At 71.3% G+C, this 17,020-nt stretch carries 15 protein-coding genes and 1 pseudogene; 7 read left to right on the top strand and 9 right to left on the bottom strand.

Annotated features, from left to right (window positions below; translation table 11 throughout):
* Window positions 1–7: 7 nt before the first annotated feature.
* The 4 genes and pseudogenes from ACZ5L9_RS19170 to kstD all read right to left on the bottom strand — a co-directional run.
* On the bottom strand, window positions 8–163 hold the full coding sequence (locus tag ACZ5L9_RS19170) for a hypothetical protein (RefSeq protein WP_464531052.1): 156 nt from the start codon (window positions 161–163) through the stop codon (window positions 8–10).
* Window positions 164–225: 62 nt separating this feature from the next.
* Entirely contained in the window at window positions 226–1,692 is a 1,467-nt protein-coding gene (locus ACZ5L9_RS19165; protein WP_464531049.1) for an FAD-binding protein, read from the bottom strand.
* Window positions 1,689–2,570, bottom strand: coding sequence for a MaoC/PaaZ C-terminal domain-containing protein (locus tag ACZ5L9_RS19160; protein ID WP_464531047.1), 882 nt, complete (start codon window positions 2,568–2,570; stop codon window positions 1,689–1,691). The genes ACZ5L9_RS19165 and ACZ5L9_RS19160 overlap by 4 nt, the downstream gene beginning before the upstream one ends.
* Window positions 2,570–4,456: pseudogene (gene kstD, locus ACZ5L9_RS19155) on the bottom strand (3-oxosteroid 1-dehydrogenase); the annotation flags it as partial. The gene ACZ5L9_RS19160 and the pseudogene kstD, both read right to left, overlap by 1 nt.
* Before the next feature lie 34 nt (window positions 4,457–4,490).
* Between kstD and hsaA the strand changes: the two are divergent.
* The 4 genes from hsaA to ACZ5L9_RS19135 are packed head-to-tail and all read left to right on the top strand — an operon-like array spanning window position 4,491 to window position 8,341.
* Window positions 4,491–5,681 carry a 3-hydroxy-9,10-secoandrosta-1,3,5(10)-triene-9,17-dione monooxygenase oxygenase subunit gene (gene hsaA, locus ACZ5L9_RS19150; RefSeq protein WP_464531043.1) on the top strand — a complete coding sequence of 397 codons (1,191 nt, stop codon included), beginning with the start codon at window positions 4,491–4,493 and terminating at the stop codon, window positions 5,679–5,681.
* Window positions 5,681–6,793: a 4,5:9,10-diseco-3-hydroxy-5,9,17-trioxoandrosta-1(10),2-diene-4-oate hydrolase gene (gene hsaD / locus ACZ5L9_RS19145; RefSeq protein ID WP_464531040.1), complete on the top strand. Its 1,113-nt coding sequence runs from the start codon at window positions 5,681–5,683 to the stop codon at window positions 6,791–6,793. Before hsaA ends, hsaD begins: the two co-directional genes overlap by 1 nt.
* The gene (gene hsaC / locus ACZ5L9_RS19140) at window positions 6,790–7,683 is read left to right on the top strand and encodes an iron-dependent extradiol dioxygenase HsaC (protein ID WP_464531037.1); all 894 of its coding nucleotides are present in this window, start codon (window positions 6,790–6,792) and stop codon (window positions 7,681–7,683) included. The genes hsaD and hsaC overlap by 4 nt, the downstream gene beginning before the upstream one ends.
* Before the next feature lie 34 nt (window positions 7,684–7,717).
* Window positions 7,718–8,341, top strand: coding sequence for a flavin reductase family protein (locus ACZ5L9_RS19135; RefSeq protein ID WP_464531033.1), 624 nt, complete (start codon window positions 7,718–7,720; stop codon window positions 8,339–8,341).
* Here ACZ5L9_RS19135 and ACZ5L9_RS19130 read toward each other — a convergent pair.
* The 5 genes from ACZ5L9_RS19130 to ACZ5L9_RS19110 all read right to left on the bottom strand — a co-directional run bounded on the left by ACZ5L9_RS19130 (window position 8,323) and on the right by ACZ5L9_RS19110 (window position 14,338).
* A complete protein-coding gene (locus ACZ5L9_RS19130; protein ID WP_464531028.1) occupies window positions 8,323–9,264 on the bottom strand; it encodes an acyl-CoA dehydrogenase family protein in 942 nt (313 codons plus the stop codon). The genes ACZ5L9_RS19135 and ACZ5L9_RS19130 overlap by 19 nt on opposite strands.
* A 157-nt stretch (window positions 9,265–9,421) precedes the next feature.
* Window positions 9,422–10,363: an acyl-CoA dehydrogenase family protein gene (locus ACZ5L9_RS19125; protein ID WP_464531025.1), complete on the bottom strand. Its 942-nt coding sequence runs from the start codon at window positions 10,361–10,363 to the stop codon at window positions 9,422–9,424.
* On the bottom strand, window positions 10,360–11,649 hold the full coding sequence (locus ACZ5L9_RS19120; RefSeq protein ID WP_464531022.1) for an acyl-CoA dehydrogenase family protein: 1,290 nt from the start codon (window positions 11,647–11,649) through the stop codon (window positions 10,360–10,362). Before ACZ5L9_RS19120 ends, ACZ5L9_RS19125 begins: the two co-directional genes overlap by 4 nt.
* A complete protein-coding gene (locus ACZ5L9_RS19115; RefSeq protein ID WP_464531015.1) occupies window positions 11,646–12,698 on the bottom strand; it encodes an enoyl-CoA hydratase in 1,053 nt (350 codons plus the stop codon). Before ACZ5L9_RS19115 ends, ACZ5L9_RS19120 begins: the two co-directional genes overlap by 4 nt.
* Window positions 12,695–14,338 carry an AMP-binding protein gene (locus tag ACZ5L9_RS19110; protein WP_464531013.1) on the bottom strand — a complete coding sequence of 548 codons (1,644 nt, stop codon included), beginning with the start codon at window positions 14,336–14,338 and terminating at the stop codon, window positions 12,695–12,697. The genes ACZ5L9_RS19115 and ACZ5L9_RS19110 overlap by 4 nt, the downstream gene beginning before the upstream one ends.
* 66 nt (window positions 14,339–14,404) lie before the next feature.
* On the opposite strand from ACZ5L9_RS19110, the gene ACZ5L9_RS19105 reads away from it, so the two are divergent.
* From ACZ5L9_RS19105 to ACZ5L9_RS19095, 3 genes are read left to right on the top strand one after another with little or no spacing between them, the layout of a single operon-like run.
* Window positions 14,405–15,625: an acyl-CoA dehydrogenase family protein gene (locus ACZ5L9_RS19105; RefSeq protein ID WP_464531009.1), complete on the top strand. Its 1,221-nt coding sequence runs from the start codon at window positions 14,405–14,407 to the stop codon at window positions 15,623–15,625.
* Complete coding sequence (locus ACZ5L9_RS19100; RefSeq protein WP_464531007.1) at window positions 15,622–16,422, top strand: SDR family oxidoreductase; 801 nt, start codon at window positions 15,622–15,624, stop codon at window positions 16,420–16,422. Before ACZ5L9_RS19105 ends, ACZ5L9_RS19100 begins: the two co-directional genes overlap by 4 nt.
* Window positions 16,400–17,014, top strand: a complete 615-nt coding sequence (locus tag ACZ5L9_RS19095) for a TetR/AcrR family transcriptional regulator (protein ID WP_464531003.1) — start codon at window positions 16,400–16,402, stop codon at window positions 17,012–17,014. The genes ACZ5L9_RS19100 and ACZ5L9_RS19095 overlap by 23 nt, the downstream gene beginning before the upstream one ends.
* Window positions 17,015–17,020 lie beyond the last annotated feature (6 nt).

Here is a 17,020-nt window from a genome sequence, read left to right as displayed (position 1 = left end):
GGGTCGGTCACCAATAGTGCGCGCGTGGACCGATCTGACGGCCCGCCGAGCCGGCGATCCACAGCACGGCTCCCACGATGACGAGGATGATGCCGAGCGTCCACAGGATCGGCACGCTGAGCACCGCCCCGAGGATCAGCAGGACCAAGCCGAGGATGATCATGGCGACTCCCTTCCCACAGGCCCGCGGGGTGCGGGCCGACCAGGACCGGTACCCGCGATGACTCAACGGGATGCAGCGTGGCGCCCGGCTCGGCGGCCGAAGTAGGAGCCGTCGCCGAGCTGGAGACCGCTGGCGTACCCCTTCGCGTCCTGCGCGAGGTTGGCCGCGCACGCGCCGCCGGCGTAGAGCCCGCCGATCACGGAGCCGTCCTCGCGCCGGACCTGGCCGTCGAGGGTGCAGGCCAGCCCACCCATGGTGAAGCCGGCGTACATCGCCTTGCCCAGGCGTAGGTCGAAGACGCCCCATGGCGCCTTGTCCTGCGGGGCCAGCCACTCGCTGCCCTTGCGGAAGTCGGGGTCGTCGCCGGCGGCGGCGTGCTTGTTGTACGACGTCAGCGTCTCGGCCAGCGCGTCGGCCGGTACGCCGATGCCGGCTGCCATCTCCTCGATCGTCTCGTAGCCGTCCAGGAACGGGCACAGCGGGAACGACGGGTGCTCGACGTGCTCGGAGTCGACGATGAGGTAGGCGGCCGCGTCGGGCTGCTCGAGCACGAACGCCGACGTACGGGCGTGGTAGCTGTCCTCGGCCACGAAACGTCTGCCCAGGCGATTGACGATGATGCCCTTGAGCAGCTTCGACGGCGGGTAGAACGGTGCGGTCTGGAACGGCTGGTCCATGAACCTCCAGGCGCCGCCGGCCGATGCGCCCAGGCGCAGGCCGAGCCCGTCGTCGTAGGTCGAGGCCAGCGGGAAGAAGGTCCCCGAGCGCAGGGACTCGCTCAGGGTCGGCACGTGCTCGGCGAGCATCTCGGCGTTGCCGACGAAGCCGCCCGCGGCGAGGATCACGACCCGTGCGCGGATGAAGCCGCGGTCCTCGAAGCGGCGCCAGCCGACGCCGACCACGTCACCCGCGGCCGAGACGACGAGCTGGGTCGCGCCGGTCTCGTACCGGATCTCGGCGCTGGTCTCGGCGAGCCGCTCGTCGAGTCGATCGAGCACGATCCGGGCGCCGCCGGTGTCGCCCGGGACCGGCACCTTGTGCCCGCGCGGGGCGGGCCTGGCCTGCTCGCGGAACGGCCAGACCAACTCGTTGCCGGTGTACATCAGCCCCTCGGTGCCGGGCTGGATCACCGCTTTCTCGGGGTAGTAGGAGCGCTCGAACGCGAACCCGAGCGCCTCGAGCCAGTCGAAGTGCTCGACGCTGTCGTCGCAGTAGGCGCGGATCTTGTCCGCCTCGGGCTCGCGGGAGACGGCGGTGAGGTACGCCGCCATCTGCTCGGCCGAGTCCTCGATCCCGCTGGCGCGCTGCACAGCGGTGCCGCCGCCGAGGTAGAAGTGCCCGCCGGCCATCGCGCTCGTTCCGCCGTACGTGGCCGCACGCTCGATGAGCAGCACCCGCGCCCCGGCGCGGGCCGCCTCGAGGGCCGCGCAGCCGCCGGCGATGCCGAAGCCGACCACGACGACGTCGACCTCGTCGGACCATGCGGTGACCTCAGCGACCGGGACGGTGGCCGGGAGATCGGCGCTCACGCGTCCACCTCCACCAGGGCATCGGCCAGAGCCGGGGCGCCGTCGCGCTCGCCGCCGACGATCGTGGCCGTGACCGCGATGCCGACCTCGGTGCGCCAGCCGCGGACCCGCAGCGACTCCCCGGGGAAGACGACACCGGCGAAACGCGCCCGCCAGCTCGCGACCCGGGACGCGTCACCGCCGAGCAGCCCGTCGCTCACCTCGCGCAGCGTGATGCCCCACGTGCACAGCCCGTGCAGGATCGGCGCCGGGAAGCCGGCGCCCCGGGCGAACGCGGGTGAGGCGTGCAGCGGGTTGCGGTCACCGCACAGCCGATAGAGCAGGGCCTGCTGCGGCGTCACCGCATAGACCGACTCGAGGTCGGGCGCGCGCTCGGGCGCCGCGAGGGAGCTCGACTCGCCACGGGAGCCGCCGAAGCCGCCCTCGCCGCGCGCGAAGATCGACGAGCGGACGGTCCACAGGGCGGTGCCGTCCTCGGCGCGTGCGGTGCCTTCCTGCCAGATCACCGCGGCCTTGCCCTTGTCCCAGATGTCGGTGATCCGGGTCGTGAGTGTCGCGGTGCCGGTGGTCGGGATCGGCACGTGCACCCGGATCTCCTGCGACCCGTGCACCACGGAGGCCAGGTCGATCTCGCAGCCCGGGAAGGACACCACCGGCGGCTCGGTCTCGTGGAAGCCCGGCGCCACCACGCCGAACGACGGCAGCACCTGCAGATCGTCGCCGTCGTAGGTGTAGCGCAGCACGGCCGGGTCCAGGTTGTCGCCCGCACGTGCGCCAGCACCGATCGCGAGGTGGTAGAGCAGGACATCGCTCGCGGACCAGGAGAACGTACGGTCCGGCAGCGCGGCGCCGATCGCGACGGCGGGGTCGATGGGCATCAGCTCTCCTGGGTCTCGATACGCTCGCTAGCGCTCGCTACTCGACCACCGGTGTCGTGGGTCTCGATACGCTCGCTAGCGCTCGCTACTCGACCACCGGTGTCGTGGGTCTCGATACGCTCGCTGGTGCTCGCTACTCGACCACCGGTGTCGTGGGTCGAGTAGCCCGAGCCTCTGGGCGAGGGCGTATCGAGACCACCGGCGGCGATGTCCTCGGCCGCCAGGTAGCCGAACACCATCGCGGGGCCGATGGTCGCGCCGGGGCCGGCGTAGGTGCGTCCCATCACGGCTGCGGACGCGTTGCCGGCGGCGTAGAGGCCGGCGATGGCGGAGCCATCAGGGCGCAGCACCCGGGCGTGCTCGTCGGTGACCAGCCCGCCCTTGGTGCCGAGGTCGCCGGGCACGAGCCTCACCGCGTAGAACGGCGCCTGGTCGACGGTGTGCAATGAGCAGTTCGGCTTCACGGTCGGGTCCGAGTAGTACTTGTCGTACGCGCTCTCGCCGCGGTGGAAGTCCTCATCCACGCCCGTGGCCGCGAAGCCGTTGAACCGCTCGACCGTGGCCTGCAGGCTCGCCGCCGGCGCGCCGATCTGCTCGGCGACCTCGGCCATGGTCGCGCCCTTCACCACCACGCCCTCCTTGAACCACCGGCCCGGGAACGGCTGGCGCGGGCCGAGCCCGGCGAAGAGATAGCGGTTGCGGTAGCGCTGGTCGAAGACCAGCCAGGCCGGTACGTGGCTGACCCCCTGCCCGCCCTGGAACGCAGCCTCGCCCTTCTGGATCTCGTGGACGGCCTCGACGTAGGGGAGCGCCTCGTTCATGAAGCGCTCGCCGGCGCTGTTGACGATGAGGGAGCCCGGCAGGTTGCGCTCGGCCAGGCAGAACCACGGGCGGCCGGGCAGCGGGATGGTCGGGCCCCACCAGGCCTCGTCCATCAGAGCCGTGTCCGCACCGGCGGCGATCCCCGCCAGGATGCCGCCGCCGGTGTTGCCCAGCGCACCCGTGGTCCAGTCGGTGTCCTGGGGCGCGGGCTGGTGCTTCTCCCGCATCTCCAGGTTGCGCTCGAAGCCTCCGCTGCCGAGGATCACGCCCCGCCGGGCATGGATCTCCTCGCGCACGGTGGTCGAGCCTGTCGAGACCTCGACGATGACGCCCACGACCCGGCCGCCGTCGACGAGCAGATCGACCAGCTCGCTCTCGTACCGGATCGGCACGCCCGCCTCGATCAGGCCCTGGCGCAGCCCGATGGCGAGCGCGGCGCCCATCGCGTACATCCTGCGCCCGCGCAGGCCGGCGACGAACCGGGCCAGCGCGACCTTGAGCATCGTGAGCGGTCCGCGGATCGTGCGCATGCCGAGGCTGATCTTGCGGAAGTCGGCCTGCGTGACGATCAGGTTGGCGGGCGCCTTCGTGTAGGGCGGGTGCAGGCGGTCGAGCTCCTCGCCGAGGAAGCGGGCGTCCATCGGCACCGGCTCGCAGCTGCGGCCCGCGACGCGGCCGCCGGGCTGCTCGGGCTGGTAGTCGGCATAGTCCGGGACCCACTGCAGCCGCACCGGCGTCTGGTCGCGGACGAAGTCGAGCACCTCGGCACCGCGGTCGACGTAGGTCTCGCGGCTCACCGCCGGGACGACATCGCCGACGATGGCCTGCAGGTACTCCTTCGCGCGCGCGTCGTCATCGGGGTCCACCTGGCCGGCCGCACGCAGGGCATAGTTGCCCGGAACCCAGACGCCACCGCCCGAGCGGGACGTCGACCCGCCGAACCAGGCGGTCTTCTCCACCACCACGGTGCTCAGTCCGTGCCGGCGTGCTGCGGCCAAGGCGGCGGTCATGCCGGCACCACCGGCACCGACCACGACGACGTCGTACTCCATGAAGAAGGTTCTAGCAGAAAAGTAGAACCTGTTCTAGTCTGGCGGCATGACGGAGTCCATGGGGTCCCAAGAACCGGCGCAGCAGGTACTGGCGGGCGTGCGCGATCTCCTCCCGACCTTCCGGGAGCGCGCCGACGAGGCCGAGCGGCTGCGGGCGGTGCCCGAGGCGTCGGTCAAGGAGCTGGAGGAGACCGGGTTCTTCCGCCTGCTCCAGCCGAAGCGGTACGGCGGGTACGAGGCCGACCCGATCGACTTCTACACCGCCGTGCGCGACATCGCCTCGGCCTGCGGATCGACCGGCTGGGTCTCCAGCGTGCTGGGCGTGCACCCGTGGCAGATCGCGCTCTTCGACGACGCCGCCCAACGGGCGGTCTGGGGCGACGACGACACCGTGCGGGTCAGCTCCTCGTACGCCCCGATGGGCAAGGCCGTCGTCACCGACGGCGGCTTCAGCCTCTCGGGCCGCTGGAGCTTCTCGTCGGGCTGCGCGCACGCCTCCTGGGTCCTGCTCGGCGGTCTGGTCTTCGACACCGAGGGCGCCATGGTCGACTTCCGTACGTTCCTGGTGCCGCGCGACAAGTACGAGATCGTCGACGTCTGGAACGTCGTCGGGCTGGCCGGCACCGGCTCCAACGACATCGTGGTGGCCGAGACCTTCATCCCGGCGGAGTTCACCCTCTCGATGGGGGAGACGGGCCGCTGCAAGGGCCCCGGCCAGGAGGTCAACACCGGCGACCTCTACAAGCTGCAGTTCCATTCGCTGTTCACCACCACGATCACCACCCCGATCATCGGGATGGCCTCGGGTGCCTACGCGGAGCACGTGACGATGCAGCAGGGCCGGATCCGGGCGTCGTACGGCGAGAAGGCCTCGCTCGACCCGTTCGCGGCCGTACGGGTCGCTACGGCCGGCTCGGAGATCGACGCCGCCTGGGCACTGCTGATGAACAACATCCGCGAGCAGCAGGCCTATGTCGCGCGCGGGGAGAGGATCCCGATCTCACAGCGGCTCCGGATCCGGCGCGACCAGGTGCTCGGCACCCAGCGCGCGATCGACGCCATCGACTCGCTGTTCGAGGCCTCCGGCGGGCGTGCCCTGGCCACCGGAACACCGCTGCAGCGTGCCTGGCGCGACGCCCACGCCGGCCGGGTGCACGCCGCGAACGACCCCGAGCGGGCACTGCAGATGTACGGCGCCTCCGAGTTCGGGCACAACGTCGACCCGGGGATGTACTGATGCGACGCGAGGAGCTGCAACGATCCGCGAAGGCGGGTGATCTGACGCTGCAGTACTACGACACCGGGGCGGTCTCGACAGGCCCGAACTCCACAGGCCCGAACTCCACAGGCTCGACCTCCGTTGGTGGTGGGTTGCCGCTGGTGATGCTGCACGGCGGTGGGCCCGGCGCATCGGCGTGGTCGAACTTCGGGCGGGCACTGCCGCACTTCGCCGACTCGTTCCGCACCCTGCTGATCGACCAGCCCGGCTTCGGCGGCTCCGACAAGCCGGCGGTGGTGGGCAACTACTACCGCTTCGCCGCCGACCACATCGCCGCGCTGCTCGACGAGCTCGGCGTCGAGCGGATCCACCTGCTCGGGAACTCGCTCGGAGGTGGCACCGCGATGCGGTTCGCGCTGAGCTATCCCGAGCGGGTCGGGCGCCTGGTCCTGATGGGCCCCGGAGGGCTCTCGCTCAACCTGTTCCACGCCGATCCGACCGAGGGAGTGCAGCGGCTGATGGACTTCTCGGCGAACCCGTCGCGCGAGGCGCTGCGGGCCTTCATCTCGACCATGGTCGTCGACCAGAGTCTCGTCACCGACGAGCTCGTCGAGGAGCGGTACGCGGACGCCACAGCGCCCGGTTCGCTGGAGGCGATGCGGTCGATGGGGATGTCCTTCTGGAACCCCGAGACCGCCGAGGACGGCATGCTCTGGCGCGAGGCCCACCGGCTGCGCCAGCACACCCTGCTGACCTGGGGCCGTGAGGACCGGGTCAACCCGCTCGACGGCGCGTTCGCCGCACTCAAGCTGATCCGGAAGGCGCAGCTGCACGTGTTCGCGAACTGCGGGCACTGGGCGCAGATCGAGGCGGCCGAGGAGTTCGCCGCGGTGGCGACGGGCTTCCTGAGTCGGCATATGGAGCGGGTCTCGACAGGCTCGACCTCCGGGGGGTCGACCTCCGTGGGGGTCTCGACAGGCTCGACCTCCGGGGGGTCGACGTCCGTGGGGGTCTCGACAGGCTCGACCTCCGGGGGGTCGACGTCCGTGGGGGTCTCGACAGGCTCGACCTCCGGGGGGTCGACGTCCGTGGGGGTCTCGACAGGCTCGACCTCCGGAGGAGAGGCATGACGATCGACGTCCGCTCGATGGGCTACGTCCGGGTCAGCGCGACCGACCTCGAGGCGTGGCGGACCTTCGCCGGCAGGGTGCTCGGTCTGGCCGAGGCGAAGGGGCCGGCCGACCAGCTGTGCTTCCGCATCGACCAGGTCTGGGCGCGGCTGGTCGTCGTGCCCGGTGAGCGCGACGAGCTGGCCTGCTCCGGGTGGGAGCTCGCCGACCACCAGGCGCTCCAGGATGCCCGCGAGCACCTCACCAAGGCCGGCGTCGAGTTCGAGGAGGGAACGCGCGACGAGGTCGAGGAGCGTCGGGTGCAGGAGCTGATCCGCTTCCGCGATCCGTGGGACAACGTCTTCGAGCTCTTCCACGGCATCGCGTACGAGCGCCGCCCCGTCGTCACCCCGTACGCCGCCCGCTTCGTCACCGCCGAGCAGGGCATGGGCCACATCGTGCTGCCGGTGCTCGACGACGTGGAGGCGCTGCGGTTCTATACCGAGGTACTCGGCTTCCGGCTGCGCGACTCGATGAGCATGCCCGGGGAGTTCGTCGGCAAGGAGCCCGGCTCGAAGATCTGGCTGCGCTTCCTCGGGGTCAACCCGCGACACCACTCGCTGGCCTTCCTGCCGATGCCGAATCCCAGCAAGTGCGTCCACATCATGCTCGAGGTCGACGAGCTCGACGACGTGGGTCGCGCGCTGGAACGGGTCCGCAAGCACAAGGCGCCACTGTCCGCGACGCTCGGTCGGCACATGAACGACGAGATGGTCTCGTTCTACGTGAGGTCCCCGGGCGGGTTCGACGTGGAGTTCGGCACCGACGGGCTGACCGTCGACGACGGCCGGTGGGTGGCGCGGGAGTCGACGGCGGTCTCGTACTGGGGCCACGAGTTCGGACAGTCGTAGGGCGACTCCGATGGCCTCGCTACAGTCGGTCAACGTGAGTGCTGATCGCCCTGCCGCCGATGGGGGTGTGCCGGAGGGGGTCTCCCCGGACGCGGCGACGACCTGGCCGCCGCGCGAGCTGATCGACTCCTTCCTCGGCAGCTTCGACTTCTCCGCCGTCGCGGAGGACGCGCACGTCGATCCCGAGGACGCGCGCCACTTCCGCGACGTGCTGGGTCGCTTCGCCTCGGGCGTGACCGTGGTGACGGCCATGACGGGCGAGGGCCCGGTCGGGATGACGTGCCAGTCGTTCTCCTCGGTGTCGCTCGACCCGCCGCTGGTGATGTTCCTGCCGGCCAGGACGTCGCGCGCGTGGCCGGTGATCCGGACGACCGGACACTTCACCGTCAACCTCCTCGCCTCGGACCAGGAGGCGCTGTCGAACCAGTTCGCGGCGAAGGGCGTCGACAAGTACGCCGACGTCGTGTGGGAGCCCGCATCGGGCACGGGCGCGCCGCGGCTCGCCGGCTGCCTGGCGTGGATCGACTGCACCATTCACGCGGTGCATGAGGCCGGTGACCACTACGTGGTGATCGGCCGGGTGCAGGCGATGGAGCACGGCCCGTCGGATCTGCCGCTGCTCTTCTTCCGCTCCGCGTATCACCGGCTCGCGGAGTAGGCCTTCGCGCGTTGCGGATCGAGCAGGTCGCGGCGCAGCTCGTGGGCCTGCCCGAAGAGCTGGCCCAGCGCATGCGCGCGCTTGAAGACGAGGTGGGCGTCGTGCTCCCAGGTGATCGCGATGCCGCCGTGCAGCTGGATCACCTCGGCCGCGACCTGGGCGACCGCCTCCTTCGCGTACGCGGCCGCGACGGCCGGCTCGATCTCCCCGGCGGCGGCCGCCCGGGCCGCTGAGGTGGTGGTCTCGACCAGGACCAGCATGTCGGCCATCCGGTGCTTGAGTGCCTGGAAGGAGCCGATCGCGCGGTCGAACTGCTCGCGCTGCTTGCTGTAGGCGACGGTCATGTCGAGCCCCCGCCGTGCGCACCCGGCCGAGAGGGCGGTGAGCCCGATGAGCGCGGCGTCGCGGGCGCGTTGCGGGTCGCCGGACACCGGCGTCTGCGTCGAGGTCGTCAGGTCGACGGTCCCGAGGCGGAGGGTGGGATCCATCGCGGGTGTGGCGGTGACGACGGCACCCTTGATCAGCCGGGTCTCGTCGGCGCTGACCTCGAGGACCACGGTGGCGTCCGGCGCGTCGAGCACCGGAGCGCCGGGCGTCGTCACCGCCGCACAGACCTCGCCGGCGGCGATCCGCTCCAGGAGGCCGGGGTCGTCGGTGGCGTACGCGGCGATCAGGCTGCTCAGCAGCGGCACCGGCGCCAGGTGGTAGCCGACCTCCTCGAGGACCGCCGAGGACTCGACGATGCTCGCGCCCGCGCCGCCGTGCTCCTCGGCGATCGGCAGCGCCGCGACGCCGATCTGCTCGGCGAGCGTGCGCCACAGCTCGGCGTCGAACCCGCCGCACCGCCGCACCGCCGCGCTGTCCGCGCGCTTCTCCAGCAGACTGCGCACCGCATCCAGGAGGGCATCCTGCTCGGGGGTCATCGGCCGGCTCCTCGCGGGCGTAGGGAGATTCGGCCGTATACGGAGGGATACATAGCCGACCGGCGGCGACATGTAGTGGTCTTTATAGGCGCCCTATAAAGACCACTACATCGCAGGTCGGCGCGGACCGTATCCCTCTTTATACGGCGGATCCGGGTCATGGTTGCACCAGGCTCTCGAGCACCCGAGCGCGGTGGAAGGACGGCGTGCCCCACGCCGCGCAGAGCGCTCTGATGCGCAGGATCCACAGGCCGAGGTCGAGCTCGCGGGTGTAGCCGACCGCGCCGTGCAGCTGGAGCGCCGTGCGGGCCGCCTTCCATGCGGCATCCGAGGCGTACGCCTTCGCCGCCGACACGTCGCGTCCGGCGGTGGTCGAGCCCGCCGCGACGGCCAGCGCCGCACCGAGGACCAGCGGCTGGGCGAAGTCGAGCCCGATCCGTACGTCGGCGAGCTGGTGCTTCACCGCCTGGAACGAGCCGATCGCACGCCCGAACTGCTGGCGCTGCTGGACGTAGGCGACCGTGTCGGCCAGCACCCGCTCGCCGGCACCGAGGAGCTGCGCGGCACACGCCAGGGCGGCGACGTCGAAGTCTGCGGTGGCCGTCGGTCGAGGTGTGCGCGCGCCGGACTCGGAGCCGCCCCCGGACTCGGAGCCGCCCCCGGAGGTCGAGCCTGTCGAGACCCGGAACAACCGGCGGGTGGCATCGACCGACTCGAGTCGCTCGCCGGCCGTACCGTCGACCAGATCCGCCACATCCGCGTCGAGGGCGAAACTGACCCCGGGCGCCGCGACCGTCAGCAGCTCGCCGGCCGCGATCCGATCGCCGTGCGATGGCGACAGCGCCGCCGCCTCGATCCACGGTCCCACCGCGAGGTGGAAGCCGAGGGCCTCGTGCGCCACCGCGAGGTCGGCGTGCGTCCCGCCCTCGACGAGCAACCCGTTGACGCCCAGGTCGGCGAGCCGCTTCCAGACGCCCAGGCCGGGCGCGTGCTCACCCTCGGCCCAGGCCCGTGCCGCCGAGACCGTGTCGGCGGAGGCGAGCAGATCGTCGAGAGCGGCCCGGAAGTCGCGCTGGTCCGCGGTCGGCTCGAACCTCATCCCCGCGCCTCCTTGGGCAGCCCCAGAATCCGCTCCGCAACGATGTTGCGCTGGATCTCGTTGGTGCCCGCGTAGATCGGCCCGGCGAGTGCGAAGAGGTGTCCGTCGGTCCAGGTCGAGACCAGCTCCGACTCGGCGTCGAGCAGCTCGAGGGCCGTCTCGTGCAGGTCGATGTCGAGCTCGGACCAGAAGACCTTGTTCACCGATCCGGCCGCGCCGACGTCAGCGCCCGAGGCCAGCCGGGTGACGGTGCCCCAGGTGTAGAGCCGGTACGCCTGCGCGCGGATCCAGGCGTCCGCGACGCGATCGCCGACGCCGTCCGGTGGTCTCGATACGCGGGCTCCCGCGTCGTCGTTGGTCGAGTAGCCGTCGCGAGGCACGAGCGGCGGCGTATCGAGACCGACCGTCTCGTTGGTCGAGTAGCCGTCGCGAGGCACGAGCGGCGGCGTATCGAGACCGGCCGCCCGCGCGTACAGCGCGACGAGCCGATCCGCCGCCGCGCAGAACCTCCCGGGCGATCGCAGCGACAGCCCGCGCTCGTTGCCGGCGGTGCTCATCGCGACCCGCCAGCCGTCGCCGACGGCACCCAGCACGTCGGAGTCCGGCACGAAGACGTCGTCGAAGAAGACCTCCGCGAAGCCGGGCTCGCCGTCGAGCTGTTCGATGGGCCGCACCGTGACCCCCGGCGCGTCGAGCGGGAAGAGGAAGTACGTCAGCCCGCGGTGCCGCTCCGCACTCGTGTCCGACCGGAACAGGCCGAACCCCATGTGTGCGTACGTCGCCCGAGACGACCAGGTCTTCTGCCCGTTGAGCAGCCATCCGCTCTGCCCGCTGGTCGGGCTCGCCGAGACCCGCGTCGCCGTCGACCGCAGCGCGGCCAGATCCGAGCCCGCGCCGGGCTCGGACCAGCACTGCGCCCAGATCCGTTCGCCGGTCGCCATCGAGGGCAGGTAGCGCTGCTGTTGCTCGGCCGTGCCGTGCTCGAACAGGATCGGGGAGAGCAGGAAGATGCCGTTCTGCGAGACCCGACCGGGCGCACCGGCGCGGTAGTACTCCTCCTCGAAGATCACCCACTCGACCAGGGAGGCCTCGCGCCCGCCGAAGTCACGTGGCCACGACACCACCGAGAGCCGGGCCCCGGCCAGGGTCGCCTCCCACGCGCGGTGCGCCTCGAAACCCTCCGTCGTGTCCATCGACGGCAGCGGCTCGGCGGGTACGTGCTCGGCCAGCCACGCCCGCACCTCGTCGCGGAACGCCATCTCGCCGGACGAGAGGTCGAGATTCACCTCGCCTCCCCGGTGGTCGAGCTTGTCGAGGCCCCGGTGGTCGAGCCTGTCGAGACCTCGGTGGTCGAGCCCGTCGAGACCTCGGTGGTCGAGCTTGTCGAGGCCCCGGTGGTCGAGCCCGTCGAGGCCCCGGTGGTCGAGCCTGTCGAGACCTCGGTGGTCGAGCTTGTCGAGGCCCCGGTGGTCGAGCCCGTCGAGACCGCCTTGTTCGCCGCCGCCATCGACTTCGCGTCCAGCCCGCCGAGCGGGTCGGTGGCGGTCTCCGCGTTGTGCGCGTGCGCGAAGTGGTGCAGCCCGAAGACCGAGTCCATCCCGGCCCGCATCCCCTGGAGATCCTCGGCCTGGTTGACCGCCTTCTTGGTCAGCGCCAGCCCGAAGCGCGGCATCTGCGCGATCCGGCCGGCCATCGCGGCGACGGTCTCGTGCAGCTCCGCGCGCGGGACGACCTGGTTGACCATGCCGAGCGCCTGCGCGCGTACGGCGGAGAAGCGATCCCCGGTGAAGAGCAGCTCCTTGGCGGCGCGCGGGTTCATCACCCACGGGTGCGCGAAGTACTCGACGCCCGGGATCCCCATCCGCACCACCGGATCGGAGAAGAACGCATCGTCCGAGGCGATGATGAAGTCGCACGACCAGGCCAGCATCAGGCCGCCCGCGATGCAGGCGCCGTGCACCATCGCGATCATCGGCTTCGGGATCTCGCGCCAGCGCCGGCACATGCCGAGGTAGACCTCGGACTCGCGCGCCCAGCGCAGGTCGCCGCCCTCCTGTCCGACGTGGGTCCAGTGGATGACGGCCTTGCGCTCGAACTCGACGTCGACGTCGCGGCCGGGCGTCCCGATGTCGTGGCCGGCGCAGAAGTGATCGCCGTTGCCGCTCAGCACGATCACCGCCACGCCGTCGTCGTCGACCGCGCGGGTGAAGGCGGCGTCGAGGGCGTACGTGACGGCAGAGTTCTGCGCGTTGCGGTACTCCGGGCGGTTCAGCGTCACCCAGGCGACCCGGTCCCGTACGTCGTAGGTGACGACTTCCGACTCAGACCCCGTCATGAGCTCCTCAATTCGTTCTTCAGCACCTTGCCCGACGGGTTGCGCGGCAGCGCGTCCACGAAGACCACCGATCGGGGCACCTTGAAGTTGGCCAGCCGCTCGCGCGCAAAGGCCAGGACGTCGTCCTCGCTCGGCCCACACGTCGAGCGTTCCGTGGTCGAGCCTTCGGTGGTCGATCGTTCGGTGGTCGAGCGTTCGGTGGTCGAGCCTGTCGAGACCACCACGTACGCTCGCCCGACCTCGCCCATCCGCTCGTCGGGCACGCCGATCACCGCGACGTCGCCGACGCCGTCGAGCCGGGCCAGGGTCTGCTCCACCTCGGCCGGATAGACGTTGAACCCGCCGGAGATGTACATGTCCTTGAGGCGGTCGGTGATGCGGAGGTTGCCGTCCTCGTCGACCGTGCCGACGTCGCCGGTGTGCAGCCAGCCGTCCTCGTCGATCGCCGCTGCGGTCGCCTCCGGGTCGTCGAGGTAGCCGAGCATCACGTACGCGCCGCGCAGCAGCAGCTCGCCCGCCACGTTGGAGGTCGAGCCCCCGGAGGTCGAGCCCCCGGAGGTCGAGCCTGTCGAGACCGCGGCGATGCGCGCCTCCATGCCCGGGATCGGCCGCCCGCAGGTGGTGGCGACCGTCTCGGCGCTGTCGCCGTCGCGGCACATCGTGGCGACCACCGCCTCCGTCATCCCGTACGCGGTGACGACCGTGTCGATGCCGAGACCCTCGGGCGCGGCCGCACGCATCCTCTCGATCAGCACCGTCGGCACGACGGCCGCACCTGTGACGGCCAGCCGCAGCGAGGAGAGATCGTGCTCGGCGCGGTGGGGCGCGGTCAGCAGCGACTGATAGATGGTCGGCGCGCCCGGGAGGACGCTGATCCGTGCGCGCTCGATCAGCTCCATCGTGGCGTCGACGTCGAACGTCGCCACCGGGTACAGCGTCGCGCCGCTGAGCAGCCCGGTCACAATGCCGACCTTGTAGCCGAACGAGTGGAAGAACGGGTTGATCACGAGGTAGTGGTCCGCGGCGCCGACGCCGCCCAGCTCACCCCAGGCGCGGGCGACGCCGACGGTCTGGCAGTGCGCGCTGAGCACGCCCTTCGCGCGGCCGGTCGTGCCGGAGGTGAAGAGGATGTCGGCGACCGTGTCGGGCCCGACGCCGTCGGCCCGTGCCCGGGCGCCGATGAGTGCCGTCTCGTCGCGTCGCTGGATCGAGGTGAGTGCGCGCAGGTCGATGATCTCGCGCAGGTCGGGAAGGTCGGCGCCGGCGGTCAGCTCCTGGACCTGTCGGCGGCCGAGGAAGCCGTCGGCGACCACGGCCAGCGTGGCGCCGGTGCGGGCGACGATGTCGGCCGCCTCGTGACCGGTGTAGCGGCTGTTGATCGGCACGAGCGTCGCCCCGGCGTAGTGCGTGGCGAGGGCCGCGATCACCCAATCGATGCTGTTGGGCGCCCACACGCACACCCGGTCGCCGGGCGCGACGCCGCGGGCGGCGTACCCGGCGGCGGTGGCCTCCACCTCGGCGAGCAGCTCGGCGAAGGAGAGCACGCGGTCGCTCCCGGCGGCGGTGCTCTCGACGTAGGCAGCCTTGTCGCCGTGCTTCGTGGCCGCGGCCCGGAGGGCTGCGGGAGTGGTTTCGATCAAACTGACCTCCCAAGCAAGTGCTTGGTAGGCTACGGTAGCGGCTACCGACCCGGAAAGGAACACTCCATGAGCCACGCCGGCACCGACGCCCTGAGAGCGGAGGTGCGCGCCTGGCTCGAGGAGCATCTGAGCGGCGAGTTCGCCTCGCTGCGCGGCGTCGGCGGGCCGGGTCGCGAGCACGAGCGGTTCGCGGAGCGACTCGCGTGGAACCGCCATCTGGCCGAGCACGGCTGGACCTGTGTCGGCTGGCCGCAGGAGTACGGCGGACGGGGACTGACCCTGGAGGAGCAGGTCGTCTTCCACGAGGAGTACGCCCGCGCCGACGCCCCCGCCCGGGTCAACCACCTCGGCGAGGAGCTGCTCGGCCCGACCCTCATCGCGCTCGGCTCGGACGAGCAGCGCGCCCGCTTCCTGCCCGGCATCCGCTCGGTCACCGAGCTGTGGTGTCAGGGCTACTCCGAGCCCGGCGCCGGCTCCGACCTGGCGTCCGTGTCGACCCGGGCCCGGTTGGTCTCGACAAGCTCGACCTCCGGGGGCTCGACCTCCGGGGGCTCGACCTCCGGTGAGGACGAGTGGGTCGTCGACGGCCAGAAGATCTGGACCTCGCTCGCGCACGAGGCGGACTGGATCTTCGTGCTCTGCCGGACCACCCCGGGAACCGCACGGCACGAGGGCCTGTCGTTCCTCCTCGTGCCGATGGACCAGCCCGGCATCGAGGTCCGTCCGATCGAGCAGCTCACCGGCGGATCGGAGTTCAACGAGGTCTTCTTCACCGGGGCCCGCACCGCGGCCGACCTGGTGGTGGGGGAGCCCGGCGACGGCTGGCGGGTCGCGACCGCGCTGCTCGGCTTCGAGCGCGGTGGCTCCACCCTCGGCCAGCAGGTCGGCTTCGCCCGCGAGCTCGACGACCTCCTCGACCTCGCCCGTGCGAACGGTGCCATCGACGACCCGGTGATCGCCGACAGCCTGGCTCGGGCGTACGTCGACCTGCGGGTGATGCGCGCGAACGTCGTCCGTGGCCTCGCCGACGGCCAGGCCCCCTCGATCGGGAAGCTGGTCTGGGCCAACTGGCACCGTCGTCTCGGCGAGGTCGCGATGCGGGTCGTCGGCGCTGGCGGCCTGATCACCGACCCCGCCACCGACCCTGCCGGCGATCTCGACCGCTGGCAGCGGCTCTTCCTCTTCTCCCGCGCCGACACGATCTACGGCGGCAGCGACGAGGTCCAGAAGAACATCCTGGCCGAGCGGGTGCTCGGCCTGCCCCGCGAACCGAAGGTGACCGCATGAGTCCCGCCCCCGCGCATCCCGCACCCGACTACGTGGCCGGTCACGGCCTGCTGAGCGACAAGGTGGTCGTCGTCACCGCCGGAGCCGGCGCCGGGATCGGTGCGTCCGTCGTACGCCGTGCCCTCGAGGAGGGCGCCCGCGGCGTGGTCGTCGGCGACACCCACGAACGGCGCCTCGCCGAGGCGCAGGAGTCGCTGGCGGGGGAGTTCGGCCCGGACCGCGTCCGGACGCTCGTCTCCGACGTGACCCGGCAGGACCAGGTCGACGCCCTGCTCGATGCGGCCGATGCCTGGGGCGGCGTCGACATCATGATCAACAACGCCGGGCTCGGCGGCACCGCCAGCGTGCTCGAGATGACCGACGAGCAGTGGTCGCGGGTGATCGACATCAGCCTGACCGGCACGTTCCGATGTGTGCGCTCCGCGGGGCAGCGGATGCAGGCCGCCGGCACGGGCGGGGTGATCGTGAACAACGCCTCGGTGATCGGATGGCGCGCCCAGGAGGGCCAGGCCCACTACGCCGCCGCGAAGGCCGGCGTGATGGCGCTGACCCGGTGCGCCGCGATGGACTTCGCCGCGTACGGCATCCGGGTCAACGCGGTAGCGCCGTCGCTGGCGATGCACCCGTTCCTGGCCAAGGTCACCTCCGACGAGCTGCTCGAGGAGCTGACCTCGCGCGAGGCGTTCGGCCGGGCCGCCGAACCATGGGAGGTGGCCAATGTGATGGTCTTCCTCGCGTCCGACTACTCGTCCTACCTGACCGGAGAAGTGATCAGTGTCAGCAGCCAGCACGCCTGAGGCATCGACGGGCTCGACCGGCGGAGCACGCCGGACCGAGCTGCTCCGCATCGCCGGCGAGCTCTTCGCCGAGAAGGGCTTCCGCAACACCACCGTGCGCGACATCGCCGACGCCGCCGGGATCCTCTCGGGCAGCCTGTACCACCACTTCGACTCCAAGGAGTCGATGGTCGACGAGCTGCTGCAGAGCTTCCAGAGCGAGCTCTTCGCCTCCTACGACGCGATCCTGGCGAGCGACCAGCCGGCACGCGCCAAGATCGAGGCCGCCGTACGCCTCTCGTTCGCGGCGATCGACGAGCACCACGCCGAGGTCGCCATCTTCCAGAACGAGGCCGATCAGCTCGGCCGGCTCGAGCGATTCTCCTACCTCGCCGATCGCAACAGGCAGTCGCGCGACGTGTGGATGACGCTGCTGCGCGAGGGCATCGACTCCGGTGCGCTCCGCGCCGACCTGGACATCGAGCTGGCCTACCGGTTCGTCCGCGACACGGTGTGGGTCGCCGTGCGCTGGTATCGCCCCGGCGGCGACCTCAGCCATGACCAGGTCGCCGATCAGTACCTCACCATCCTGCTCGACGGGATCGCCTCCTAAGGAGAA

Source organism: Nocardioides sp. JCM 18998 (genome assembly GCF_055391535.1).
This window is presented reverse-complemented; position numbering and strand designations above follow the sequence as displayed.